General features: G+C 36.9%; 29 protein-coding genes, 1 rRNA gene and 1 pseudogene. 4 read left to right on the top strand and 27 right to left on the bottom strand.

The features are described 5' to 3' along the window. Together ACFSTA_RS19555 and ACFSTA_RS19560 are read right to left on the bottom strand one after the other, a co-directional pair. A 16S ribosomal RNA gene (locus tag ACFSTA_RS19555) occupies positions 1 to 208 on the bottom strand; the annotation flags it as partial. Positions 209 to 667: 459 nt separating this feature from the next. After that, positions 668 to 889, bottom strand: coding sequence for a hypothetical protein (locus tag ACFSTA_RS19560; protein WP_377558519.1), 222 nt, complete (start codon positions 887 to 889; stop codon positions 668 to 670). A 234-nt stretch (positions 890 to 1,123) separates the two neighbouring features. Between ACFSTA_RS19560 and pdaB the strand changes: the two genes are divergently transcribed. Continuing rightward, positions 1,124 to 1,882, top strand: coding sequence for a polysaccharide deacetylase family sporulation protein PdaB (gene pdaB, locus ACFSTA_RS19565; RefSeq protein ID WP_377558520.1), 759 nt, complete (start codon positions 1,124 to 1,126; stop codon positions 1,880 to 1,882). Positions 1,883 to 1,923: 41 nt separating this feature from the next. Here pdaB and ACFSTA_RS19570 read toward each other — a convergent pair whose 3' ends face one another. After that, the gene (locus ACFSTA_RS19570) at positions 1,924 to 2,550 is read right to left on the bottom strand and encodes a KinB-signaling pathway activation protein (protein WP_377558521.1); all 627 of its coding nucleotides are present in this window, start codon (positions 2,548 to 2,550) and stop codon (positions 1,924 to 1,926) included. 171 nt (positions 2,551 to 2,721) lie between these two features. Between ACFSTA_RS19570 and gerD the strand changes: the two genes are divergently transcribed. Then, positions 2,722 to 3,363 (top strand): spore germination lipoprotein GerD, encoded by a 642-nt coding sequence (gerD, locus tag ACFSTA_RS19575; protein WP_377558522.1) that lies wholly within the window; start codon positions 2,722 to 2,724, stop codon positions 3,361 to 3,363. A 65-nt stretch (positions 3,364 to 3,428) separates the two neighbouring features. Here gerD and ACFSTA_RS19580 read toward each other — a convergent pair whose 3' ends face one another. From ACFSTA_RS19580 to ACFSTA_RS19615, 8 genes and pseudogenes are all read right to left on the bottom strand, one after another. Beyond that, positions 3,429 to 4,487 (bottom strand): Mrp/NBP35 family ATP-binding protein, encoded by a 1,059-nt coding sequence (locus tag ACFSTA_RS19580; protein WP_377558523.1) that lies wholly within the window; start codon positions 4,485 to 4,487, stop codon positions 3,429 to 3,431. Between the two features lie 114 nt (positions 4,488 to 4,601). Beyond that, positions 4,602 to 5,327, bottom strand: a complete 726-nt coding sequence (gene cwlD, locus ACFSTA_RS19585) for an N-acetylmuramoyl-L-alanine amidase CwlD (RefSeq protein ID WP_377558524.1) — start codon at positions 5,325 to 5,327, stop codon at positions 4,602 to 4,604. Between the two features lie 245 nt (positions 5,328 to 5,572). Continuing rightward, a complete protein-coding gene (locus tag ACFSTA_RS19590) occupies positions 5,573 to 6,802 on the bottom strand; it encodes an efflux RND transporter periplasmic adaptor subunit (RefSeq protein ID WP_377558525.1) in 1,230 nt (409 codons plus the stop codon). Further along, positions 6,802 to 7,476 (bottom strand): hypothetical protein, encoded by a 675-nt coding sequence (locus ACFSTA_RS19595; RefSeq protein WP_377558526.1) that lies wholly within the window; start codon positions 7,474 to 7,476, stop codon positions 6,802 to 6,804. The genes ACFSTA_RS19590 and ACFSTA_RS19595 overlap by 1 nt, the downstream gene beginning before the upstream one ends. 162 nt (positions 7,477 to 7,638) lie before the next feature. Next, positions 7,639 to 8,802, bottom strand: a complete 1,164-nt coding sequence (locus ACFSTA_RS19600) for a GNAT family N-acetyltransferase (protein ID WP_377558527.1) — start codon at positions 8,800 to 8,802, stop codon at positions 7,639 to 7,641. Between the two features lie 83 nt (positions 8,803 to 8,885). Further along, positions 8,886 to 9,902 carry an anti sigma factor C-terminal domain-containing protein gene (locus tag ACFSTA_RS19605; protein WP_377558528.1) on the bottom strand — a complete coding sequence of 339 codons (1,017 nt, stop codon included), beginning with the start codon at positions 9,900 to 9,902 and terminating at the stop codon, positions 8,886 to 8,888. Next, positions 9,889 to 10,125: pseudogene (locus ACFSTA_RS19610) on the bottom strand (sigma factor-like helix-turn-helix DNA-binding protein); the annotation flags it as partial. The gene ACFSTA_RS19605 and the pseudogene ACFSTA_RS19610, both read right to left, overlap by 14 nt. Before the next feature lie 10 nt (positions 10,126 to 10,135). Then, positions 10,136 to 10,420 (bottom strand): RNA polymerase sigma factor, encoded by a 285-nt coding sequence (locus ACFSTA_RS19615; RefSeq protein ID WP_377558529.1) that lies wholly within the window; start codon positions 10,418 to 10,420, stop codon positions 10,136 to 10,138. A 140-nt stretch (positions 10,421 to 10,560) separates the two neighbouring features. On the opposite strand from ACFSTA_RS19615, the gene ACFSTA_RS19620 reads away from it, so the two are divergent. Further along, complete coding sequence (locus ACFSTA_RS19620; protein WP_377558530.1) at positions 10,561 to 11,832, top strand: phytoene desaturase family protein; 1,272 nt, start codon at positions 10,561 to 10,563, stop codon at positions 11,830 to 11,832. Beyond that, positions 11,822 to 12,688, top strand: a complete 867-nt coding sequence (locus ACFSTA_RS19625; RefSeq protein ID WP_377558531.1) for an RNA polymerase sigma-70 factor — start codon at positions 11,822 to 11,824, stop codon at positions 12,686 to 12,688. Before ACFSTA_RS19620 ends, ACFSTA_RS19625 begins: the two co-directional genes overlap by 11 nt. 126 nt (positions 12,689 to 12,814) lie before the next feature. Here ACFSTA_RS19625 and rpsI read toward each other — a convergent pair whose 3' ends face one another. From rpsI to rplO, 16 genes are all read right to left on the bottom strand, one after another. Beyond that, positions 12,815 to 13,207: a 30S ribosomal protein S9 gene (rpsI, locus tag ACFSTA_RS19630; RefSeq protein WP_377558532.1), complete on the bottom strand. Its 393-nt coding sequence runs from the start codon at positions 13,205 to 13,207 to the stop codon at positions 12,815 to 12,817. 19 nt (positions 13,208 to 13,226) lie between these two features. Then, entirely contained in the window at positions 13,227 to 13,664 is a 438-nt protein-coding gene (gene rplM, locus ACFSTA_RS19635; protein ID WP_377558533.1) for a 50S ribosomal protein L13, read from the bottom strand. Positions 13,665 to 13,927: 263 nt separating this feature from the next. Continuing rightward, positions 13,928 to 14,692, bottom strand: a complete 765-nt coding sequence (gene truA / locus ACFSTA_RS19640; protein WP_377558534.1) for a tRNA pseudouridine(38-40) synthase TruA — start codon at positions 14,690 to 14,692, stop codon at positions 13,928 to 13,930. An 18-nt stretch (positions 14,693 to 14,710) separates the two neighbouring features. After that, positions 14,711 to 15,511 carry an energy-coupling factor transporter transmembrane component T family protein gene (locus ACFSTA_RS19645; RefSeq protein WP_377558535.1) on the bottom strand — a complete coding sequence of 267 codons (801 nt, stop codon included), beginning with the start codon at positions 15,509 to 15,511 and terminating at the stop codon, positions 14,711 to 14,713. Next, the gene (locus ACFSTA_RS19650; RefSeq protein WP_377558536.1) at positions 15,504 to 16,376 is read right to left on the bottom strand and encodes an energy-coupling factor ABC transporter ATP-binding protein; all 873 of its coding nucleotides are present in this window, start codon (positions 16,374 to 16,376) and stop codon (positions 15,504 to 15,506) included. Before ACFSTA_RS19650 ends, ACFSTA_RS19645 begins: the two co-directional genes overlap by 8 nt. After that, complete coding sequence (locus tag ACFSTA_RS19655) at positions 16,352 to 17,191, bottom strand: energy-coupling factor ABC transporter ATP-binding protein (RefSeq protein WP_377558537.1); 840 nt, start codon at positions 17,189 to 17,191, stop codon at positions 16,352 to 16,354. The genes ACFSTA_RS19650 and ACFSTA_RS19655 overlap by 25 nt, the downstream gene beginning before the upstream one ends. Before the next feature lie 335 nt (positions 17,192 to 17,526). After that, positions 17,527 to 17,880: a 50S ribosomal protein L17 gene (gene rplQ, locus ACFSTA_RS19660; RefSeq protein ID WP_155671339.1), complete on the bottom strand. Its 354-nt coding sequence runs from the start codon at positions 17,878 to 17,880 to the stop codon at positions 17,527 to 17,529. A gap of 45 nt (positions 17,881 to 17,925) precedes the next feature. Then, a complete protein-coding gene (locus ACFSTA_RS19665; protein ID WP_377558538.1) occupies positions 17,926 to 18,870 on the bottom strand; it encodes a DNA-directed RNA polymerase subunit alpha in 945 nt (314 codons plus the stop codon). A 263-nt stretch (positions 18,871 to 19,133) separates the two neighbouring features. Beyond that, entirely contained in the window at positions 19,134 to 19,523 is a 390-nt protein-coding gene (rpsK, locus tag ACFSTA_RS19670; protein WP_377558539.1) for a 30S ribosomal protein S11, read from the bottom strand. A gap of 22 nt (positions 19,524 to 19,545) precedes the next feature. Further along, positions 19,546 to 19,911: a 30S ribosomal protein S13 gene (gene rpsM, locus ACFSTA_RS19675; RefSeq protein ID WP_377558540.1), complete on the bottom strand. Its 366-nt coding sequence runs from the start codon at positions 19,909 to 19,911 to the stop codon at positions 19,546 to 19,548. A gap of 25 nt (positions 19,912 to 19,936) precedes the next feature. Continuing rightward, on the bottom strand, positions 19,937 to 20,050 hold the full coding sequence (gene rpmJ, locus ACFSTA_RS19680; RefSeq protein ID WP_010095733.1) for a 50S ribosomal protein L36: 114 nt from the start codon (positions 20,048 to 20,050) through the stop codon (positions 19,937 to 19,939). Positions 20,051 to 20,081: 31 nt separating this feature from the next. Beyond that, positions 20,082 to 20,300 (bottom strand): translation initiation factor IF-1, encoded by a 219-nt coding sequence (gene infA / locus ACFSTA_RS19685; RefSeq protein ID WP_010652072.1) that lies wholly within the window; start codon positions 20,298 to 20,300, stop codon positions 20,082 to 20,084. Beyond that, a complete protein-coding gene (locus ACFSTA_RS19690; RefSeq protein ID WP_377558541.1) occupies positions 20,278 to 20,613 on the bottom strand; it encodes an RNA-binding protein in 336 nt (111 codons plus the stop codon). The genes infA and ACFSTA_RS19690 overlap by 23 nt, the downstream gene beginning before the upstream one ends. A 173-nt stretch (positions 20,614 to 20,786) precedes the next feature. After that, entirely contained in the window at positions 20,787 to 21,431 is a 645-nt protein-coding gene (locus ACFSTA_RS19695) for an adenylate kinase (protein ID WP_377558542.1), read from the bottom strand. A gap of 33 nt (positions 21,432 to 21,464) precedes the next feature. After that, entirely contained in the window at positions 21,465 to 22,760 is a 1,296-nt protein-coding gene (gene secY, locus ACFSTA_RS19700; RefSeq protein ID WP_377558543.1) for a preprotein translocase subunit SecY, read from the bottom strand. After that, positions 22,760 to 23,200 (bottom strand): 50S ribosomal protein L15, encoded by a 441-nt coding sequence (rplO, locus tag ACFSTA_RS19705; protein ID WP_377558544.1) that lies wholly within the window; start codon positions 23,198 to 23,200, stop codon positions 22,760 to 22,762. Before rplO ends, secY begins: the two co-directional genes overlap by 1 nt. Positions 23,201 to 23,202: the final 2 nt, after the last annotated feature.

The raw sequence follows: 23,202 nt of genomic DNA on the forward strand, positions 1-23,202 counted from the left end.
ATGAAGTAAAAAGTATTATCCGGTATTAGCCCCGGTTTCCCGGAGTTATCCCAGTCTTACAGGCAGGTTGCCCACGTGTTACTCACCCGTCCGCCGCTCGTTCCACAAGCGTCACCCCGAAGGGATCAACTTGCTTCCCGCGCTCGACTTGCATGTATTAGGCACGCCGCCAGCGTTCGTCCTGAGCCAAGATCAAACTCTCCATAGAAAACTCACTTTTGGTATTTTCAAAAGTGAAGTTGCACTTGTGCAAATAAGAACAAGTTCTTATTGTTTGCCAAAAAAGTTTGTATATGATTGACACCAATCAATCATATGAAAGTTCTTAGCTACTAGAAACACTAGCTTCTAGATTTGTTGCTTTTAAGAAAAACAGGGTTGTTTTTCTTGACATACTGGTTGTTTTGTTCAGTTTTCAAAGATCAATTTTGTTTCTGCGTCGTTTTTAGCGACAAGATATAATTTAACATAGTAGCAATTAAATGTCAACAAGTTTTTTTAAATTTGTTTTTAAATTTATTTGCTTGTTTTGTTTAACTGACAACAGAAATTAATATATCATAGGTAAATTAGAAAATCAATATAAAAAACAAAAAAACACATAGCAAAAATGTATTTTTTTGTTTTGGTTTGAACAACGTTTTATTTAGTTAGTCACAAAAATGCATTATTGGTTCTTGCTTCGTTTAGGTATGTATTTCATGCACTCTTTCTCATTAGAGACACGCCGAAGTATTTGAAAAAGGATTTTATACCTCTCCATCATTGCATACTTTACCATACGATCAATTCGGTGGTCTTCCATATCCATTAATAGTTCATCAAGCTCACGCTTTACTAGGTATTCCATTTCTTTTTGTTCTATTTCGTTAATCATAAATCCTAGCATTACATCACCTCAAATTTATCCATAGTTCATTAATTAACATATCCTGAAATTAAAATTATTATGTATGGAAGTAATATTTTCTAATATTACATACCTACTGTACCCAGAACACAACCTGTTTTATCCATATATTAGTCAATCTTTTATAACATACCTTCATTTGTATGTTCATATTTCCAATACAGTATCATACACATATGTAATAGGACATGCAGTTGAATAGGAGTTGGTAAAGTGCAGCATTTCTATGTTTGGCGTTTTAAAAATTGGAAACGTTGGTTAGTAGTTATAGCCTTCGCATTGTTTACAGCAACTTTTTTATCGTTTGAGCAAAATGGGGCTTTTTCCATCTTCTCAAAAGATAAATCAGTTGCACTAACAAAAGGAAATGCAGATGAACCAAATATTGCATTAACTTTTAATATAAGCTGGGGAGAAGAAAAAGTCTTTGATATCCTGAAACAACTTGAGCAGCACCAAGTACAAGCCACCTTCTTCGTAAGTGGTGAATGGGCTGAACGGCATCCAGATATTCTAAAAAAGATCACAGAAGAAAAACATGAACTTGGTATGTTAGGGTACCGTTATAAAAGCTATTTAGAACAGGACATAGAACAAGTGAGGAAAGATTTACTATATGCAAAAGAAATATTCCGTAAGCTTGGGTATGATAAAATGGAACTTGTCCGCGCACCAAGTGGGCATCTTAATGAAGAAATTATTGAGTTAGCCGAAAGTCTAGGGAATAAAGTGGTCCATTGGAACGTGAATCCAAATGACTGGCAAAATCCTGGCACACAAGAAATTACTAACCATGTCATGGAACAGACAGCAAATGGAGATATTATTTTATTACATGCCTCCGATTCTGTAAAACAAACAGCCGAATCCTTAAAAACAATACTTCCTGGATTAAAAAACAAAGGATTTAAGTATGTGACTATATCAGAACTGATGAACCAAGCACATGCCGAATCTAAAATAGTTGATTAGAAAAAACCTGATGATTATGTACATTAATCATCAGGTTTTAATTATGCTTTTTTAGCTTTAGTAGTATTATTGCTACCTGTAGCATCATTTTGTAAACGATGAAGAATCAGAAGTTGGTACGTATTACAAGCTAATAATGGGATTATCATTAACCAAGCATAGTCTGTCCCTTCTGTTCTTAGACCAGGGACCCATTCAACCGTTGTAATCACAACCATAAAAAATAGTGCCGGTATAAAAGCACGTTTATTTGTCTCTTTAGCCTTAATCCTAGCAATGAACCAACTATACACGAGAAGTGCAACCGACATAAGTAAATACCAAAGAATGGAAACCTCCCCTTTTGTTGCTTGGTACGGGAAGTACACGAGATCAAATGCAACAAATGCTATAACCAAAACTTGAACTGTTGGCCAAAAGGAACGGAAAAGTCCTAGACCTAAACGATTTACAAATAAATATGCAAAAAAGCCAGTTTGACTAACTACACTAAACACTAGTCCTAGGCCGATAAAAAAAACAATTAACCCAATTAATTCCATGAAATTAAATGGACTTAAGTACTCTTGATAATCCTCAGCTTTCACAAAGAAACTGGTTAAAAGACCAGTAACTCCACCAATAGCTAATGTTTTTAAAAACAATCCAACGACTTTCCGACTATTCAATACTATTTCCTCCTACTGCACACACTATGTATGTCAACTTATTCAATAAAATTATTCTTCAAAATATGTCCAATCGTATTTTAACATGAACACATGTTTTTTTCCTTTTTGAAGTGCATATTTTTTATTTTTAAACCCATATTAATTATAAGCGGAAGGAGGATTCTTTGGATGCTGCGTATCGTTTATTTATTTGTTTTTGGAATGTTACTATTCCTCGGCGCTTGTGGTGGGGAGAGCGCTAATAAAGAAACCGACTATGACGCAACCAAAAAAATGGTTGTTGATATACTACAAACCGAAGATGGAAAAAAAGCATTGGGTGAAATTTTAGCTGATGAAAAGATGCAGGAAAGACTTGTCATTGAATCCAATGCTGTTAAACAAGCTATAAATGAAACCCTTACTTCGGATAAGGGAAAAGAAATGTGGAAAAAGTTATTTGAAGACCCAAAATTTGTGGAAACTTATGTAAAATCAATTGAAGAGGACCAAAAAAAATTAATGACTGATCTGTTAAAGGATTCGGAGTATCAAAAACAAATGCTTGATTTATTGCAGAATCCTGAAATGACGGATCAGATGTTACAAACGCTAAAAAGCCAACAATTTCGGTCGCACTTAGAAGAAACAATACAACAAACGTTTGAATCACCGCTATTCCAAGCCAAAATTCAGGATATCCTTTTAAAGGCTGCTGAAAAGCAAGGAAGTGGCCAACAAGGTGGTCAAGGGCAAGGCGGTGGTCAATCCGGTGGTGGCGGCGGAGAAGGCGGTGACTCTGGCGGCGGCTCAGGCGGTGGCGGAAGTTAATGCCTTTACCACAAAAAGCTAAGACATAACACAATGAATGGGTTATGTCTTAGCTTTTTAAATGTTTATTCTTCTACTTTTGCAATTACTTTTGCTGCAATTTTATGGTATTCCTTACCAAGTGGATGGTCTTCCTGGTAAACAGAAGGAGCAAAAACATCCTCCTCTTCATATGGCTGTTGAAGTGGTAATTGACCTAATACTTTCGTTTTCAAAACCTCTGCAAGCTTTTGTCCGCCGCCACGACCGAAAACATATTCTTTTTCGCCAGTTACTTTGCTTTGGAAGTATGCCATGTTTTCCACAACACCTAATATTTCGTGTTCTGTTTTAATTGCCATTTGACCAGCACGCGCTGCAACAAATGCGGCAGTTGGGTGTGGCGTTGTGACAATAACTTCTTTACAGGAAGGCAATAACTCATGAACGTCCATAGCGATGTCACCTGTACCTGGTGGTAGATCAAGTAGAAGGTAATCTAGATCGCCCCACTCCACTTCTTTAAAGAAGCTGTTCAGCATTTTACCTAACATTGGGCCACGCCAAATAATTGGCGAATTATCTTCAACAAAGAAGCCCATAGAAACTAATTTCACACCAAATCGTTCTACAGGGATAATTTTTTCTGCTCGAACTACAGGCCTTTCTTCTACACCCATCATATCAGGAATACTAAAGCCATAAATATCAGCATCGATAATTCCTACTTTTTTACCTAAACGCATTAATGCCATTGCTAGGTTAACGGTAACAGTCGATTTCCCGACGCCACCCTTTCCACTTGCGACAGCAATAAAGTGAGGCTGCTTATTTCCACCCATCAACGTTTTTTCTTGTGCATTTTGCATTGCAGGTTGGAATTTTTTAATTACTTCATCCGGAAGCTGCTCAAATCGCAACCCAACAGTTGTTGCTCCATTTTTCTTTAAAATACCAACTAACTCTTGCTGCAACTGCATTTGTTCGGCGGTATTTGTTTTACCTATCGCAACTTTAACACTTATATGCTTTTTCTCTTCTTTTATCGTTACTTCTGAAATCCCACCAGTTTCTTCTAGTGTTCTATGTAAAAATGGGTCTTTTACAGGGTTTAGGAGTTGTACTACTTCTTCTTTAGTTAACAATTGTAAGTCCACCTTCCTTATCCTAGCTTCGTAAACTTTATAGTTTGTCCAACGCTAGTATAACACAAATCACGTAAAACCTAAGTGATATGAATCGTGGAAGGGTTTTCCTTTTTATTCCTCTACATCCTTTGGCTCCTCTGTAACAAATCTTAAAATCCCTGTATATATACTACCTGCCATTTGTCGTTGATAATCATCTTGTTTTAATTGCTCCCGTTCTTCAACATTGGATAAAAATCCAATTTCAACTAACGCACCGGGGATTTCTGCATTCTTCAATAAGTAAAGATGATTAATCGATAATGCGGATCTCTTTGTATTTTCTAAATTACGAGTGATTTCATCTTGAACCATTTTGGCTAAATGTTTTCCTTCCTCCGATTTGGGATAATAAAACGTTTGAGCTCCCTTCCATTGTGATGAAGGTGTAGCATTTAAATGAATAGATAAGAAAAAATCTGCATCTTTATCATGGATAAACTGCATTCTTTTCCGAATATCTTCCGCCTTTCGCTTCGACAATCCCTTTGTATCCTCCGCTGCTAAATCTTTATCTGTCTCTCTAGTTAAATATACGAGCGCACCTGCTTGCTGCAAATAATCTTGTAATTTTTTCGAAACCTCTAACGCAATATCTTTTTCAAGAGTATCATCTTTACCGACCGCTCCTCCATCCACTCCTCCATGACCAGGGTCAATCACAATGGTCTTACCTGATAACGGAAGTGACCATGTTCCCCAAGTATTCTCTGTTGTATTCAAAATCGGAATTTGTACTAAGACAATTAGCACAATAATGCCAAGCAACCAAATGACTAATTTTCCGTAACGATCCATCCTACTCGCCCCTTATCCTAATCCTTTTCCTATTCTATGGGACAGGTTATCGCTTTATGACAAGATTAAATTGAGAGCGAGTTCCATTCTATCAACATGAACCAGACATGGATTATGTTATTTCATAAAACACCTTCATCCATAGAAATACTTCTTCCAATACAACAAGTGAATTGTTGCAAGGAATACATAACAAAATCGCACAGTAAAAAATACTGTGCGATTTGATATGCGAACGATCTCTTTTATCTAGAAAGAATACCTATGATCAAATATTTTTTCCAATTCTCATAATCACCAAGCTTTAGCCACGGTGCTTTTGTAATTTTAAATGGAGTCACAAATGTCGTATCAGCATAAACGGAACTTAACTCTTCTGTTAAGATCCATTCACCTGTGGATGCTCCATCCTTGACTTCAACACTACCATCCATACGAATACCCGATTGAACAGGTACTTTTTGTATTTTACCTACTTCAGTTAATTTCCACAAATGATCATCAAACAATCTATCTTCCCTAACTACCGTCGCATTCATTGCGTCATCTAAAATTACCGATATGTCTGCATGATAACCAGGTAACAGTGCATCTAATTCTTCTCCATCATCAAACAAAACTTCAAACGCATATTTACTTTCGTTTGTTATTTCAGCGCCATCAACCGGAGAAACTCCCACTTCCTCAATAACACCTTGATAGTGATGATCATCACTATCCGACACATCAATGTGAACAGGCAATCCTTGTTCCACTTGTTTACGTTCATCCTCTTGAAGCTCACCCTGTACCACTAACTTTGTATCTTCGATAACAATGAGAGGATCGCTTAACGTCGTCGAGATCGTTTTTACTTTCCCTTGATACGGACTTTCTACAGTAATTGTATCTCCATTTGATTGAAGTTCCTCTAACTGAGATTGAATACTTAGTGCCTGCTCTTTCCTTGCAGAAAGCTCCATTTCCTTCTCAATAAGATACTGCTTCTTTAATAGGTCTGCTTCAACAGGTTCACGAGGAGGAGATATATTCTCATTCTCATCTTCTTCACCCTGACTTATCACCGGTATAGTTGGACGAGGAATCTCATATGCCACCATTTCAGTTATCGCATCCTCTATCGCGGTAATTTCTCCGTTGACTTTTTCCAATTCGCTTACTAGGAAGGCTTCCGTTTCAGCAAAATCGTTTACACGATACGTAAATAGTGGATCCCCGACATTAATTTCATTTCCTTCTTCCAATGAAAAACCTTGAAAGCTACCGGCAGTTTCATCAAAATACACGTAACTTTCACCGGAGTATGCGATAACTCCAGGAGCTTCCACCGTATCAAAGAGATCCGCTTCAAATGTCATGTCCCAATCCGAAACGTGAGCCTTTCGATTAACTTTTCCGTCATCATCCATCCACACTAATATTCCATTGGTTACTATAAATAATAGAATAGCTATCCAAATAAGTTTTTTCCGCATTATTCAAACCACCTACCAATCAAGTTAACATCAGTGTCAGCTAATAATGCAGTCACAATCCAGAAAGCAATATGTAATAAAATTACCGTTACCCATATCCACAGCTTTTTCGTTGCTGATAATTTTTGGAGAAACTTTATTTGGAACCAGATTATCCATAATTGAAATAGTGAGATTGAACCAAACAAATAAATAAGAAACGGATTTTCAGTCATATAGGAAGCAATAATCCCAAACGATAACGGGGAAACATACCAATCTAATCCTACATATAAGAAAAAGGGAATCCATATAACTCTCTCTAGAAGCATTACAGATAGTACGATTAATTGCATCAAAACTAATTTCCGATAAGGAATTGATGTTACAAGATAAAAAATGAAAGAAGGTATAAATAATACTACTACCGCTAGTAAGATTGAAAAACTAATCCTTCCAATAATGAACCAAAACTTACGAAGTTCATATTCATGTGAGGATAAATGTACAGCATTACTAGAAATAAGGTCTGAACCAATACCCAACAATGCCATCCATGCATAAATAACCACACTAAAAAAACTTACTAAGATCGCCAGTTTCCAAAGGTTTTTAATAGTTTCAGCCCTTCTAATTCGAAAGACATGGTCGTCGATTGCGAAGAATAGTTTGATTAAATGAATAGAATAAGTCATCGAATTCATCCTTTTTCACTTATGGCTTGTTCACACATGTTTTTTCCAATTTTACCTTAAAATTCAACAAATTTCTATTGTTTTCTTTTTATTTTGAAAATATAGGTACTTAAGACCTAAAAATACCCCCCCTGAAAAAAGAGGGGGGATAGTACACTCCAATTAAAAGAAATCCGCAAAAAAAGGTTGTTGTTTCGGTATGATCTCCTCGAGTTTTTCTATTTCTTCCTTTGGTCCATGAATAAGTCCAAGGTTAAACAATTCCATCGGTCGTTTATATCCAAAAAACAAGGTAGTAAGGTGTTGAATACTACATGATACCCTTTTTACCGATCGATTGTCTGCCCGGGTACATGTTACATTTGAATCTACTTCTGTTCGTTTGATCTCATATGTTCCATTGTTCTCTGATAAAAAATCATCTTGAATATGTAATGAAACACTATGATTAGCTGCTGCAAATGGATAATGTTTGAGAAATTCAAACACATTTACGATTCGAACCATGAAGTAAGGTTCAATTTTTTGTTCAAATCTCGGGTCCTCGATTAAGAGTGGTAATGTATCATTTTCTGGAGCGATCATTTCAACCTTTTGTACCATGGAATCATGATTAGCTATAAACTGGGTCAATAGCCTCAACCCATTCAATGAACGATTGACCATTTCCACAACAGAAAATACTTTATCCTTTACTTCAAAAATAATATACCCTTCAGGTGTTTCTTCCTCATTATACGCAACAGCAATATGCATACTATCTTTTAATACCCGCTGCTCCCACCATTTTTCATCCCGTACAAGCATCCCTGTGTATGCTTTGGCATACTCAGAGTAGATCTGATTTAAGATGTTATAGTCTGGTGACATCCTTCGCACATAACCATGGCCATCCCAGTTCTTTTTTAACTTCTCCATTGGTATAGTGTAGGATTTTTCATTAAAAGCAATTTCCCAACCAAATTTGCGATAAAAAGGAACGGAAAAAGGGTGTAGATACGAAATCGTTTGTCCGTTTTCCTTCATGTATTTCAACGCATGTGCTAGTAGCTCCTTTACTATCCCTTTTCTACGATATTCCGGCCATGTTGCTACCGAGCTTATTCCACCCATTTTAAATGCTTTCCCACCGATATAACAGGACAATGGGATTAAATGAAGTTTTGCCGCTGTAGTATCTCCATCCATATACCCCCATATAATATGCCTCCGAGCTTCCTTACGTTTCTTATCCAGATCCGTTTCAGAAAGTTGATATTGAAATGCAAATTGTGAAAGATCGAAAATTTCGCGATAATCGTGTTCAATATTTAATTCCTTTATCATACGTACACCTCCATTATTCACATAGTAAAATAATAAATTATTTTCATACTTTTATAAATAACTTCAGAGAAAATTCCACGAAGTTATTTTTCAGTCCAATTCCACACTTCAATACCACCTAATTGGAACTGATGAAGCATTTCCTCTTCCATAAGTCGTTCAATTTCTCGGACCGGTCCAGTAACTGTTGCTCCGTATACTTGAATACCATTTTCTTTTATATACGCTAATCGTTTTACATCGGTTTCTTTATCAAAGTAGTTCCTTTGATCCACTAACCACTCCAGGTCTTTAGGGACTTGAGCTACAGACTTTTTTAGTGACTCTTGATCTGTTAGTGATCGCAGTCTCGATGTCCAGCTGTTTTCTTCCCCATATACAATTTGTGGACGTAACATCAATGAATCCACAGAAACATGGTTCGAGCTCCCAAAATTATTTACTTCAAAATTGGTTAATTCTCCTGCATAAATCGGCATTTGATATATTTCAATATCATACGCAGAAAGAATTTTTCGTAATGCCTCTGGATCCATTCCTTTCTTTGTCGATAAAAGAACCTGAACGACATAACCATCCTCCATTTTCTCCAATTGACTTAACAGGCTATTATCAGCTTCTACTTCGAAATTTCTACCAAGTAAGTCCGGTGGAACTACATAGTATGGAGAAGATTCATTTATATATTTGTTGTTATATTCTATGGAATAGTAAATTGGATTAAATAATATTTTTTCTGCAGTAACTTCTCCAACAGCAACTTCCCAGTCTCCAATATGGCGATACAGTGTAGCGCTAGTTTTTTGGGTTAGCAATGGACTTATTTCTGTATCAAATCTGTCCCATTCTACACTAATCCCTGGATTTCTAGTTTCGACCAACGTACTGACAAACCGTTCAAAATCCTGGCTATTTCCTGATTGATTATAGTAAATACTTATCGTTAACATATACGCTGTATATAGTAAGAAAATGATAAATAACACACGCACAACCGCAAACCCTATAGAAAGTCTTGTTTTCCAAACCAATTTCCTCGCCTGCTTTTTATCTAGTTTCTGTTTATCATTCCAGGATTTTAACACCTTATCTTCTGACATTAGCTTCATCCCCTTTCCGTAACCGCTCGTCAAATTGCTTAAACTTTTCTCTCGCTCGATGTAGCGTCACCTTTACTTGACTATCGGTCAGATTCATTGTTACAGCAAGTTCCTTATACGTAAATCCTTGCACCTCTCTAAGGTAGAGAATCGTACACATATTTTCCGGTAACATCCCTAAAACTTCTTCTAATTCTTCCTGCCTCGTTTTCTTTTCCAACTGTTGCTCTGGGTCACCCTATCACACTCGAAGGGTTAAAATGTTTCTTCAATCGTTCCACTAACTTCATTTCTGTTTTATTCTTTCTTGTAGTGTCAATATATAAGTTTCTAGCAACTCGAAAAAGCCACGCTTTCGCTTGCATCATACTTTTTACATCTAAAGAAACCATCGCTCGGTAGAAGGTTTCTTGCAACAAGTCCTCCGCAATCTCACGGTTTCTACTCATTTGTAATAAATAACGAAATAGAGGAAGCTGGTATGCTTCGAATAATTCCTTAAATATGAACTTTTTCAACCAACTTTCCCCCCTTCATGTATTAAAACGATCGTATCATGAAATTGTTACATCCTAACACAAACTTTTTTTATAATCCTTTGTCACAACTCTTACCTTTTCCTCGTCTTGCGTATAAAAGGTTAAAAGGAGGAAGTAATATGAATAAAACATGGGATGTAGTAATTATAGGCAGTGGGCTTGCTGGTTATGTAGCAGCCAATTATTTAGGTAGGTCTTCATTACGAGTTTTACTCATAGAAAAAAGTAAATTTTATGGGGGAAGAGCCAAAACAGATCTCATACAAAAGCAAAATTTTAACTTGGGACCTCATGCTTTATATAAAAGAGGAGCAGCAATGCCAATTCTTGATGATTTAGGAATCCAATTAGATGGATCCTCCCCTAAAACAGGAGGATGGTTAATTAACGAAGATCAAATATATAAAGCACCTTTTTCACCTCTTAGCATATTTTCAACTAACCTATTAAGTTGGAGGGAACGAGTAGCATGGATTCGTGTTATATTAAAAATAAGTAAAACAAATATAGAAAATATGGACGATATTACTTTTAAAGAATGGGTATTAAAGACTTCAAATGTGATGACCATTCAAACTCTGTTATACACACTCGCACGCTTAGCAACATACTGTGATGCGCCAGACAAAGCAAGTGCAAAAGTCATTTTAACACATTTACAGCGTGTATTATCAGGAGTTCTATATGTAGATTACGGGTGGCAAACAATCATTGATCAACTTCATAATCAAGCTATTACTCATGGCGTACAGATAAAAAAACAATCAACAGTAAAACAGATTTTTGTGGAGGAGAATAATTCATTTACACTTACTTTAACTAACGATGTCATACATGCTAAGCAAGTACTTTATACCGGAGATCCGCATCACTTAAATCATTTATTAATGAATACTACACTAGATAGCTTTCTTGATGAAATCATACCAGTTAAAGCCGCAACATTAGATGTAGCATTACGAAAATTACCACAACCTAATAATTCTTTCACTTTGAGAATGGATCAACCTTATTACTATTCTTTACATTCAAGATACGCAAAGCTTTCAGAAGAAAGAAATAGTCATATATTACATGTATTAAAATACCACAAACCAGAAGAAAATGTAGACTTCAAAACAATAAAGCAGGAGCTTGAAAATTTTTTAGAAAGAATTCAGCCGGGTTGGCGTAATTATGAAATAACAAGTAGATTTTTACCAAACATTACAGTGAGCCAACGATTACCACTTGTTGGAGATGAGGATATGCTGCGGAACTCAAAAACAGCCATCCGAAACTTATTTATAGCTGGTGATTGGGCTTCTCCATATTCCATATTATCAGATGCAGCAATAGCTACTGGTAAACAATCTGCAAAAGAAATGATGGGGGAATTGGATGCAAATTAGTAATGAGGAGTACCAAAAATATAAACCATTATTATTTTCTTTAGGTTATCGTCTTCTTGGCTCTATAACAGAAGCAGAGGACATCGTACAAGAAACTTTTTTGCGTGCTTACAATGTCAATGAAGAAAAAATTGATAATAAGAAAGCTTATCTGTGCAAAATGATGACAAATCGTTGTTTGGATGTGTTAAAATCCGCTCGAGTTCAAAGAGAGCAGTATATTGGACCTTGGAATCCAGAACCATTAATAATGGAAAACCATCAAGAAGATAATCCAATCGATATTTTGCTTGAAAAAGAAGGGCTGTCTATTGCTTATTTACGCATGATGGAAAACCTATCTCCTGTGGAAAGGGCGGTTATTATTTTAAGAGATGTTTTTGACTCACCTTATATTGAAATCTCGGAAATAGTAGATAAAAAAGTAGAACATTGTAGAAAGATTTATGGTAGATCAAAAGCGAAGTTAGTGAAAGTAGAAAACGAGAGCTTACACTATGATAAAAACAAGTATGTTATTGATCAATTTATTACAGCACTTCAAATGCAGCACAAAGAACAATTACTTGATCTATTATCGGATAACATAACGCTATTCTCTGATGGAGGCGGTAAAGTACTTGCAGCCTTACGACCAATTGAGTCACGTAATAAGGTTTCTGCTTTCCTGAATGGGTTAATAAAAAAAGCGGGTAATGATTATGGATATGAAATTAGGAAAGTAAACGGTCAGCCTTCTATATTATTTTTTATGGAAGGTAAGTTGCACAGTGTCATTAGCTTTTATATCGAAAATAATACAATCAATGAAATCTATATAACTTTAAATCCAGAAAAGCTAACGAGCTATCAGTAAAATGGTTTGGAATTTCTCCAAACAATTTTTTATATAAATCTAATCTCAGTCCTTTGATAAATACTAATTTACAATAAAAAAGACCCCCAACCAAATTGGTGGAGAGCCTTTGAAACGTAATAAATATTAACGTTTTGAGAACTGAGGTGCACGACGTGCGCCTTTAAGACCGTACTTCTTACGTTCTTTCATACGTGCGTCACGTGTTAAGAATCCTTCGCGTTTTAGAGAAGCACGATATTCTGGATCAGCTTCTAGAAGAGCACGAGCGATTCCGTGGCGGATAGCACCAGCTTGGCCAGTAAATCCTCCACCATCAACGTTTACTAATACATCATAAGTGCCTTCTGTTTCTGTAGCCTTAAGTGGCTGGTTTAGAATTAGAAGTTGTGTTTCATATGGGAAATAGTCTTTTGCTTCACGACCATTGATTTTTACGCTACCAGTTCCTGGTACTAAACGTACACGTGCAGTTGAACTTTTACGACGTCCTGTGCCGTAGTATTGTACTTGTGCCAATTGATTAACCTCCTTTTAATTATCCACGAAGTTCGTAAACTTCTGGTTTTTGTGCTTGATGATTGTGTTCAGAACCTCTGAATACATGTAATTTTTTACCCATTTTACGTCCTAAAGAACCTTTTGGAAGCATTCCTCTGACCGCAAGCTCTAACATTTGCTCAGGGTATTTTGTACGCATTTCGTCAGCAGTACGTTCTCTTAATCCACCTGGATGTCCTGAATGACGGTAGTACATTTTGTCACTTAATTTTTTACCTGTTAATTCGATTTTGTCAGCGTTGATGATGATTACATTATCACCTGTATCAGCGTGTGGAGTGTAAGTTGGTTTATGCTTTCCACGAAGGATTGCAGCCACTTCACTAGCTAAACGACCTAAACGTTGGCCTTCAGCATCCACAACAAGCCATTTGCGTTCAATATTATTTTCATTCGCCATGAAAGTTGTGCGCATGATTGGTTTCCCTCCATTAGTCAAAAATTCATTTTTAGTTTCGTTATTCCTATATTTTCAACACAATTAGTTCCGGGGCTAATCGCGGTTTTAGAAATAAAATGCCATAGATCATAATATACCAAAACAGGGGTATATGTCAAGTGATTCTTAAGTATTTTATAGAAAAGGATAGCATTTTTATCTTATATCTTTGAAAACTCATATTTCGGCAAAATAATGGAGTAAATTGTCGACATTTCCCGGGAAATGATATTACTAAATTATGATTCACTAGATTCCCCATCTTCATACTTTACTTGCCATAAATATAAGCCTTGAGGGGGAACAGTTAAACCAACTTCTCTTCTATCTTTCTTCTCTAGTAATACTGGAATGTCATCTGGATCAAGTCTACCTTGCCCAACATCTAATATTGTTCCTACCATAATACGAACCATGTTATATAAGAAGCCACTTCCCCGAAAAATAAATTCAATTTCTTTCCCATTTTGTCTACATGATGCTTCAAATAAATTGCGGACTTTACTTCCCATAATGGTTGCTTTAGCGGAAGAGAACGTCGTAAAATCGTGTGTACCTTCAAAAAAAGCACAAGCCTTTTGCATTGCCTTCATATCTAAATGGTAAGGAAACTGATAGGCATAATTGCGTTTAAATACATCGGTCTCTTTTTCATTCCAAATGAAATAATGATATTCCTTCTCGATGACATCGTACCTTGCATGAAAAGTATTAGATGCCTCCACTACTTCTTTTACATAGATATCATCTGGTAGAAGCGTATTCATCGCCTTTATCCAATTATAACTTGAGAGGCTATAGTCTGTTTCAAAATGAATGGTTTGTCCTTTGGCATGGACACCTGTATCTGTTCTACCTGACGCCTGAATACGTATTGGAGTACCTTTATGAATTTTTTTAAGCGCTTGTTCCAATTCACCTTGTACCGTCCGTTTTTTTGGCTGGATTTGATACCCTTTAAAATTGGTACCATCATAACTTATAACACATTTTATCTTCTTCAACCTATCCAGCCCTTCTTTCTAGTACGTTCTAGTTAAAAATAAAGCCGTAATTACACATGCAAAAATAATATACACGAAAATATCTCGTGATTCTATCTTTAATTCACGTAATTTCGTACGCCCTTCCCCACCTTGATATCCTCGCGCCTCCATCGCCATAGCCAGTTCCTCAGCGCGTTTAAATGCACTGACAAATAGTGGCACCAGCAAAGGAACAATTGCTTTTATTCGTTCTTTAAGCGGACCAGTTCTAAAATCAACACCACGAGATGCTTGTGCTCTAGAAATTTTTTCCGTTTCTTGCATTAGCGTTGGAATAAAACGTAATGAGATGGACATCATCAGCGCCAGTTCATGTACAGGAAACTTTACTTTTTTCAATGGATGAAGCATATCCTCTATTGCATCGGTTATTTCAATTGGTGTAGTTGTTAATGTTAATAAAGATGTTACAAGAATTAACAAGAAAAAACGTAACGATATTGCCAGTCCTTGAATAATACCGCCTGTATAGATTTCAAATGTGAAAATTTCTAATAAGACGGATCCTTCTTTCGTGACAAAAATGTGCAATATAAACGTAAATGCTATTAAAAACCATACCGGGGTCAATCCTTTTAGTATATATCGAATAGGAATTCTTGTTATAAGTGTTGTACTAATAGCAAATGCTGCTAACAAGCCATAACTAGGCACCGAATTAGCAAAAAACACGAAAATTACAAACAGGAAAATAATTGTTATTTTTGTACGAGGATCTAATCGATGTACAACAGAATTCCCGGGTACATATTGACCTATGATCAAGGAATTATTCATGGGATTCAGCTCCTTTCATCAATTGCTGAATCTCCTTGGCCAATTGTTGTACAGATTGTCGTTTAAATGGGATAGGATTCCCAAAACGTTGTTCAAATGCATACAAGAATTCAATCATTTCAGGAACATCCAGATGAACCTTTTTTAATGCATGCTGCTGCGTAAATACCTCTTCTGGCATACCTTCCATATACTTTGTGCCATTATTCATTATAATGACCTGATCAGCATATTTAACAGCATCCTCCATACTATGGGTGACCAATACCGTAGTTAAGTTTTCCTTCTGGTGCAGTTCATAAAACATCTCCATTATTTCTTTTTGACCACGTGGATCTAAGCCTGCAGTTGGTTCATCTAATACAAGTACATCTGGTTTTACAGCTAATACACCTGCAATAGCTACTCTTCTCATTTGTCCTCCACTTAAGTCAAATGGTGAACGTTCCAACAGTTCTTCGGAAAGACCTACTGCAGGAATTAATTCCTTAATTCGCTTATCAATGGTACTTTTAGATACACCAAAATTTTCTGGTCCAAAAGCTATATCCTTAGCAACGGTTTCTTCAAATAATTGATGTTCTGGATACTGAAATACAACACCGACACGACTACGTAGATCTTTCATGTTTTTTGGCTTTTCTTCCTTAGTTAATCGGAAATCCCCAATTTGGACCTCACCTTTACTTGGTCTCACTAAACCATTTAAATGTTGTATTAATGTTGATTTGCCAGATCCGGTATGTCCGATAATAGCTACAAAGGATCCTGACGGTATATGGAATGATAAGTTCTCTATAGCAGTATGTGCAAAGGGAGAGTTTTCCTGATACGTATAAGTTACATCTTTGAATGTAATGTCCATAGGTCCTCCAATAATTCATTATGATTTAAAGGTTCATTGATAATAGCCATACCTGTCTTATTTAGTTCTTCTGCCAATATAGCAATAAACGGAACATCTAATCCTATTTTACGTAACCCGTCTTTTTTGGTAAATATCTCCCTCGGTTTTGCTTCATCCCATATTACTCCTTCATTCATGACAATTACGCGTTCAGCTTGTACTACTTCTCGAAGATCGTGGGTAATAGTTATTAATGATAGTTCCTTTTGTTCCTGTACGTTTGCTACTGTACTCATAATCTCCAAACGACCTTTAGGATCCAGCATGGCTGTTGCTTCATCTAAAATTAAAACCTCAGGTGAAATCGCTAATACGCTAGCAATAGCCACTCGTTGCTTCTGTCCTCCAGATAACCGATGGGGCTCCGTCAATCGATAGTCCTGCATACCAACCGCCGTTAAAGATTCATCAATTCGTTTTATCATTTCTTCCCTAGCAATACCCCTATTTTCCATACCAAAAGCAACATCATCCTGAACGGTAGTACCGACGAACTGATTATCTGGATTTTGAAATACCATTCCTACTTCTTTTCGTATTTCCCAAATCGTATCTTCATTAACCAATTGACCATTAATGTATATTTCCCCTTCTTGCGGAAATAATAATCCATTCATTAGCTTTGCAATCGTAGATTTTCCTGAGCCATTATGTCCTATGATGGCTACCCACTCATCTTTAAATATATTAAAAGAACAATTCTTCAAAACCCAAGGCTCTTCTTCTCCATATCGAAATGATACATTTCTAAACTCTATTAAATTCTCTCGCACTGAAATTCCTCCTCTACTGCTCGGCTAACCCTGAGTTTGTTTTTATGTATTTCATGTCATATTGTACAACTAATTTGGAGCAATGTTAATAATGTGGAATTAACTTTAGTAGTTTTTGTTTTTAACGATGTTTAAGTGATCGGTGCCAGGCTCCTGTATCCTACGCCACGCACTATTCCCAACACCCATTCACCATTCTCCTAGTACCTGCTGCTTTCATGTTGCTTCTATATTAAACCAGTCCTTGCTCGTCTACACTTTTTCAGCTACAAAAAAAGGGCTGGGATTCACCTCGTGGAAGAGATTCAGTCCTGCCCTTAACGCATATGGTCTCATTAAACTAATTCAATGATTGCCATTTTCGCTCCGTCACCTTGACGCTCGCCAAGTTTAAGAACGCGTGTGTAACCACCTTGTCTGTCTTCATAGCGTTTTGCAACATCATTGAAAAGCTTTTGAAGAACAGTATCTTCTTCATTAGCCTCTTTATTATATAAGAACGCAGCAGCTTGACGACGTGCATGTAGATCACCACGTTTACCTAGCGTAATCATTTTTTCAACTACTGACTTTAATTCTTTCGCTTTTGCTTCTGTTGTTTCAATCCGTTCGTGAATAATTAAGTCAGATGCAAGGTTGCGAAGTAATGCCATACGTTGATCTGTTGTACGACCTAATTTTCTAGCCATGGACTATCCCTCCCTTTCTCGTGAATCTAAAGGTGTCTGTACCTATCAGTCATCTTTACGTAAGCCTAAGCCAAGATCCTCTAGTTTTATTTTTACTTCTTCTAGTGATTTACGGCCTAAATTACGTACTTTCATCATATCTTCTTCTGATTTATTTGAAAGCTCTTGAACTGTATTTATGCCAGCACGTTTTAAACAATTGTAAGATCTCACAGAAAGATCTAATTCTTCAATTGTCATTTCCATTACTTTTTCTTTTTGGTCTTCTTCTTTCTCGACCATGATTTCAACATTTTGCGCTTCATCCGTTAAACCAACAAAAATGTTTAAATGTTCCATGTAGACTTTCGCACCTAAAGAAACTGCTTCTTCAGGACGAATGCTACCGTCTGTCCAAACATCTAGAGTTAATTTATCAAAATTCGCGCTCTGTCCTACACGAGTATTCTCTACTTGATAAGTAATACGTGATACTGGTGTAAAGATCGAATCAACTGGAATGACGCCAATCGGTTGATCCTCTTTTTTATTTTCTTCAGCTGGACGATAGCCCCGACCACGCTCTGCGTTAATTTTCATATGCAAGTTACCTTTACTATTAAGAGTAGCAATAGGTAGATCTGGATTTAATACTTCTACATCACTATCATATGTTAGATCAGAAGCTGTAACTTTTCCTTCTCCTTGCACATCAATTTCTAATGTTTTTGGTTCATCAGAGTAAATTTTCAGAGCTAACTTCTTCAAGTTCAAGATAATCGTCGTAACATCCTCTACGACACCATCAATCGTTGAAAATTCATGTAATGCTCCATCAATTTGAACTGATGTAACAGCAGCACCTGGAAGTGAGGATAGTAGGATACGACGCAAGGAGTTTCCTAAAGTAGTACCATAACCACGTTCTAACGGTTCTACCACAAATTTTCCAAACGTAGCATCTTCGCTTATCTCTACCGTTTCAATTTTTGGCTTTTCTATTTCGATCATTCCATAAAACCCTCCTTAAAAACGTCGAAACCCCGGTTAGACACTGTCTAACCGAAATTCCTCAAATAGGCAGTTGGCGTTTCTGCGCTACCTAACATTTATCGTACTTTTTGTCTTAAGCGATGCTGTATACCGAGGTTATTATCATGATTCGGTCACGATAATGAGCAACCTCCATGAAATTTGTTAAAAACTTCTTTTTTATATACTTTTAGCCATCATAACCCATTATTGACAGGGTGACAAATTATATACGCTAAAAATTAAACACGACGACGTTTTGGTGGGCGGCATCCATTATGAGGTACTGGTGTTACGTCTCTAATAGCAGTAACTTCCAATCCTGCTGCTTGAAGTGAACGAATTGCTGCTTCACGACCAGCACCAGGGCCTTTAACAGTAACTTCTAATGTTTTCATGCCATTATCAACTGCAGTTTTAGCAGCTGTTTCAGCAGCCATTTGTGCAGCAAATGGTGTTGACTTACGAGAACCTTTAAAGCCTAATGCTCCAGAAGAGCTCCAGCCAATAACGTTCCCTTGCACATCTGTAATCGTTACAATAGTGTTGTTGAACGTAGAACGGATATGTGCAATACCTGTGTCAATATTCTTTTTCACACGACGTTTACGTGTATTTTGTTTACGTGCCATGAATTAGCTTACCTCCTTTTTACTATTTTTTCTTGTTAGCGATTGTACGACGTGGACCTTTACGTGTACGAGAGTTGTTCTTCGTTTTTTGTCCGCGAACTGGTAATCCACGACGGTGACGAAGTCCTCTGTATGATCCAATCTCAATCAAACGCTTAATGTTAAGAGAAACTTCACGACGAAGGTCTCCTTCAATTGTATATGCTTCAACTGCTTGACGAATCTTACTTAATTCATCTTCTGTAAGATCGCGTACACGAGTATCTTCTGAAACGCCTGCTTCTTTAAGGACTTTCTGTGCAGTGTTTTTTCCGATTCCATAAATGTAAGTCAATGAAATTACTACACGTTTATCACGTGGAATATCTATACCTGCAATACGTGCCATAAGCTTAGATGCACCTCCTTGTTATTTAGCCTTGTTTTTGCTTGTGTTTAGGGTTTTCGCAAATCACCATTACTTTGCCTTTGCGTTTTATTACTTTACATTTTTCACAAATTGGTTTTACAGATGCTCTTACTTTCATCTTTTTTACCTCCTTTTATATCGGAGCTCGCTTATTTATAACGGTACGTAATTCGTCCTCGTGTTAAGTCATACGGAGAGAGTTCTACCGTTACTTTATCACCTGGTAAAATACGGATGAAATGCATTCGAATCTTACCCGATACATGTGCTAAGACCGTATGGCCGTTTTCAAGCTCTACTTTAAACATTGCGTTTGGCAATGTATCCGTTACGGTTCCTTCCACTTCAATTACATCGTCTTTCGCCATCGTGTTGATCTCCCTTCTTCAAATCAGTCACAATCTCACCTACAAACTTTGTTAAGGCAAATCGCAATTTCCCATTTGTGACACGACCAGTTTCTAGAAGGCTGTTTTGGACTTCCGGAGAGGTATAATCCATAACTTCAATATGATGTATATTCTTTTTCTTTGGTCGATCATATTTACGTTTTTCCCCATCTGCTAGCAAGACAAACCGATCGTCTATCACCTGGATGACGACCATATATTGCCCAGCTTCACGCCCTTGCATAATACGAACAACTTGACCTATTCGTGGAATCGAATCATCTTCGCTCAACAACGATCACCTTCACTTAGGTATATTTACCTTATATTTAAGGCTTATATATTCATAACCACCATGCGTCACGTATTTATTCTTGTAGCAAATAACATACTTGCATACCTTTTATTATATCTTTTAACAAACAGAAATTCATCTATTCGTGTTGGGGCCATACAGTTCATTGCTTATTTTTCAATGTGTGATTGAATATCTTGGAACACTTGATCAATTTCCTGATCACCATTAACAGTTACAAGATATCCCTTTTCCTCGTAAAAGTTGAGTAACGGTTTCGTTTGCTCGATATTTACAGCCAATCGATTTTTTACCGTATCAGGTTTATCATCATCCCGTTGAATTAACGCCTGGCCATCTCGATCACATATACCCTCTTCTTTTGGAGGATTATAGATCACATGATATGCTTTACCACATGATGGACAAATTCGACGCCCTGTTAAACGCTCCACTAAGATTTCTTCTGGTACATTCACATGTAATACATGGTCAATCGATTGATTCATGTCAGATAAAAGATTTTGTAAACTTTCGGCTTGTGCAATGGTTCTTGGAAATCCATCCAATAAAAACCCATTTTTACAATCATCTTTACTAAGACGATCTTTCACAATACCAATTGTTACATCATCCGGAACTAGATCTCCTTGGTCCATAAAGCTCTTGGCTTTTTTTCCAAGTTCGGTTCCTTCTTTTATTGCTAAACGGAACATATCTCCTGTTGAGATATGAGGGATGTTGTATTTTTCGTTTATTTTTTCTGCCTGTGTACCTTTTCCGGCACCAGGAAGACCCATTAAGATTAAATTCAAAACTTTCCCCTCGCTCTCACTAGCAGCAGATGCCTACTTAATAAATCCTTTGTAGTGGCGCTTTACTAACTGACTTTCAAGTTGTTTCATTGTTTGTAATGCTACACCAACAACGATTAGTAAACTTGTGCCGCCGATTTGTACTGCTTGAGGTAGATTTGCAAGACTACCCAATATTATAGGTAGTACAGAAACAGCTGCTAAAAAGATAGAGCCTACAAATGTTAAGCGATACATAACGCGTGTTAGATACGTTTCTGTATTTTTACCCGGACGAATACCTGGGATATATCCACCTTGTTTTTGTAAGTTTTCAGCCATCTGTTCTGGATTAACTTGAACAAACGTATAGAAATATGTGAACGCAATAATTAGCGCTACATAGATTACCATACCAATAGGCTGAGTATAGTCAAATATCGTCCCAATTGTTGAAGCAATATCACCTTCAAAGAAGCCTGCAATCGTTCTTGGAGCAATAATAAAGGCGATTGCGAAAATCACTGGAATAACTCCTGCAGCATTTACTTTTAACGGTAAATGAGTTGATTGACCACCAACTGGTGAACGATTAACTAGTTTCTTAGCATATTGAATTGGGATTTTACGTAATGCTTGTTGTATAAAGATAACTCCTACAGTTACTGCAACAACTACCAAAGCAATTAATACAACAATTATAATATTTATGAACAGTTCATCACCAGGATTGGTGAAGTACAGCGCTAATAATTGTTGTACACCATTTGGTACTGCTGCAACAATACCTGCAAATATTAGGATGGAAATTCCGTTTCCAACTCCATGTGCAGTGATTTGTTCACCTAACCACATTAAAAATGTTGTTCCACTTGTTAATACGAGTGCAATGATTAGGAACTTAAGCGGATTAGGATCTGCGATCAGTAAGCCACCTGCCATAGCATTGAATCCAACGGACATGGCAATTGCTTGAACAAACGCAAGAACGACTGTTCCATATCGGGTAATCTGAGCTAGCTTTTTGCGGCCCATTTCACCTTGCTTTTTCCATTCTGCAAACTTTGGTACAACATCCATTTGTAATAACTGCATTATAATCGATGCTGTAATGTAAGGCATAATCCCCATTGCGAAAATAGAGAAGTTTTGAAGTGCCCCACCACCAAATGTATTTAAGAAGCCAAACACATTATCTCCTTGGCCCATAATACCTTCAATAGCATTTTTATCTGTGAACGGCACAGGAATAAATGTGCCTAGACGGAATACAATTAACATAAGCAATGTGAATATGATCTTCCGTCTAATGTCACCTACGCGCATAAAATTGGAGATTGTACGGAACATTAGATCACCTCTACTTTACCGCCCGCTGCTTCGATAGCTTCCTTAGCCGAAGCAGAGAACTTATGAGCTTTTACTGTTACTTTTTTCTCGACAGAACCATTACCAAGTACTTTTAAACCTGCTTTTAGATTCGATACGACACCTTCTTCAAGTAAGAGCTCAGGTGTAATTTCTGTGCCGTCTTCAAAACGATTTAGTGCATCTAAGTTAACGATAGCAAATTCTTTGCGGTGAATGTTAGTAAAACCACGTTTCGGTAGACGTTGGAATAATGGCATTTGACCACCTTCGAATCCTGGACGTGTGCCACCGCCTGAACGTGCATTTTGTCCTTTATGTCCTCTGCCAGATGTTTTACCATTACCAGATGACGTACCACGACCTACACGATTACGATTTTTGCGAGTTCCTTCTGATGCCTTCAATTCATGAAGTTTCATGC

Source organism: Ornithinibacillus salinisoli (assembly GCF_042684965.1).
GTDB classification, from domain to species: Bacteria; Bacillota; Bacilli; order Bacillales; family Amphibacillaceae; genus Ornithinibacillus; species Ornithinibacillus salinisoli.

Bases quoted from the DNA above. Each gene is read 5' to 3' on its own strand.
- ACFSTA_RS19560 (WP_377558519.1), bottom strand. From the start codon at position 889: ATGCTAGGATTTATGATTAACGAAATAGAACAAAAAGAAATGGAATAC.
- gerD (WP_377558522.1), top strand. From the start codon at position 2,722: ATGCTGCGTATCGTTTATTTATTTGTTTTTGGAATGTTACTATTCCTC.
- cwlD (WP_377558524.1), bottom strand. From the start codon at position 5,327: ATGGATCGTTACGGAAAATTAGTCATTTGGTTGCTTGGCATTATTGTG.
- ACFSTA_RS19590 (WP_377558525.1), bottom strand. From the start codon at position 6,802: ATGCGGAAAAAACTTATTTGGATAGCTATTCTATTATTTATAGTAACC.
- ACFSTA_RS19595 (WP_377558526.1), bottom strand. From the start codon at position 7,476: ATGACTTATTCTATTCATTTAATCAAACTATTCTTCGCAATCGACGAC.
- ACFSTA_RS19600 (WP_377558527.1), bottom strand. From the start codon at position 8,802: ATGATAAAGGAATTAAATATTGAACACGATTATCGCGAAATTTTCGAT.
- ACFSTA_RS19605 (WP_377558528.1), bottom strand. From the start codon at position 9,902: ATGTCAGAAGATAAGGTGTTAAAATCCTGGAATGATAAACAGAAACTA.
- ACFSTA_RS19620 (WP_377558530.1), top strand. From the start codon at position 10,561: ATGAATAAAACATGGGATGTAGTAATTATAGGCAGTGGGCTTGCTGGT.
- ACFSTA_RS19625 (WP_377558531.1), top strand. From the start codon at position 11,822: ATGCAAATTAGTAATGAGGAGTACCAAAAATATAAACCATTATTATTT.
- rplM (WP_377558533.1), bottom strand. From the start codon at position 13,664: ATGCGCACAACTTTCATGGCGAATGAAAATAATATTGAACGCAAATGG.
- ACFSTA_RS19645 (WP_377558535.1), bottom strand. From the start codon at position 15,511: ATGAATAATTCCTTGATCATAGGTCAATATGTACCCGGGAATTCTGTT.
- ACFSTA_RS19650 (WP_377558536.1), bottom strand. From the start codon at position 16,376: ATGGACATTACATTCAAAGATGTAACTTATACGTATCAGGAAAACTCT.
- rplQ (WP_155671339.1), bottom strand. From the start codon at position 17,880: ATGGCTAGAAAATTAGGTCGTACAACAGATCAACGTATGGCATTACTT.
- ACFSTA_RS19665 (WP_377558538.1), bottom strand. From the start codon at position 18,870: ATGATCGAAATAGAAAAGCCAAAAATTGAAACGGTAGAGATAAGCGAA.
- rpsK (WP_377558539.1), bottom strand. From the start codon at position 19,523: ATGGCACGTAAACAAAATACACGTAAACGTCGTGTGAAAAAGAATATT.
- rpsM (WP_377558540.1), bottom strand. From the start codon at position 19,911: ATGGCACGTATTGCAGGTATAGATATTCCACGTGATAAACGTGTAGTA.
- rpmJ (WP_010095733.1), bottom strand. From the start codon at position 20,050: ATGAAAGTAAGAGCATCTGTAAAACCAATTTGTGAAAAATGTAAAGTA.
- infA (WP_010652072.1), bottom strand. From the start codon at position 20,300: ATGGCGAAAGACGATGTAATTGAAGTGGAAGGAACCGTAACGGATACA.
- secY (WP_377558543.1), bottom strand. From the start codon at position 22,760: ATGTTCCGTACAATCTCCAATTTTATGCGCGTAGGTGACATTAGACGG.
- rplO (WP_377558544.1), bottom strand. From the start codon at position 23,200: ATGAAACTTCATGAATTGAAGGCATCAGAAGGAACTCGCAAAAATCGT.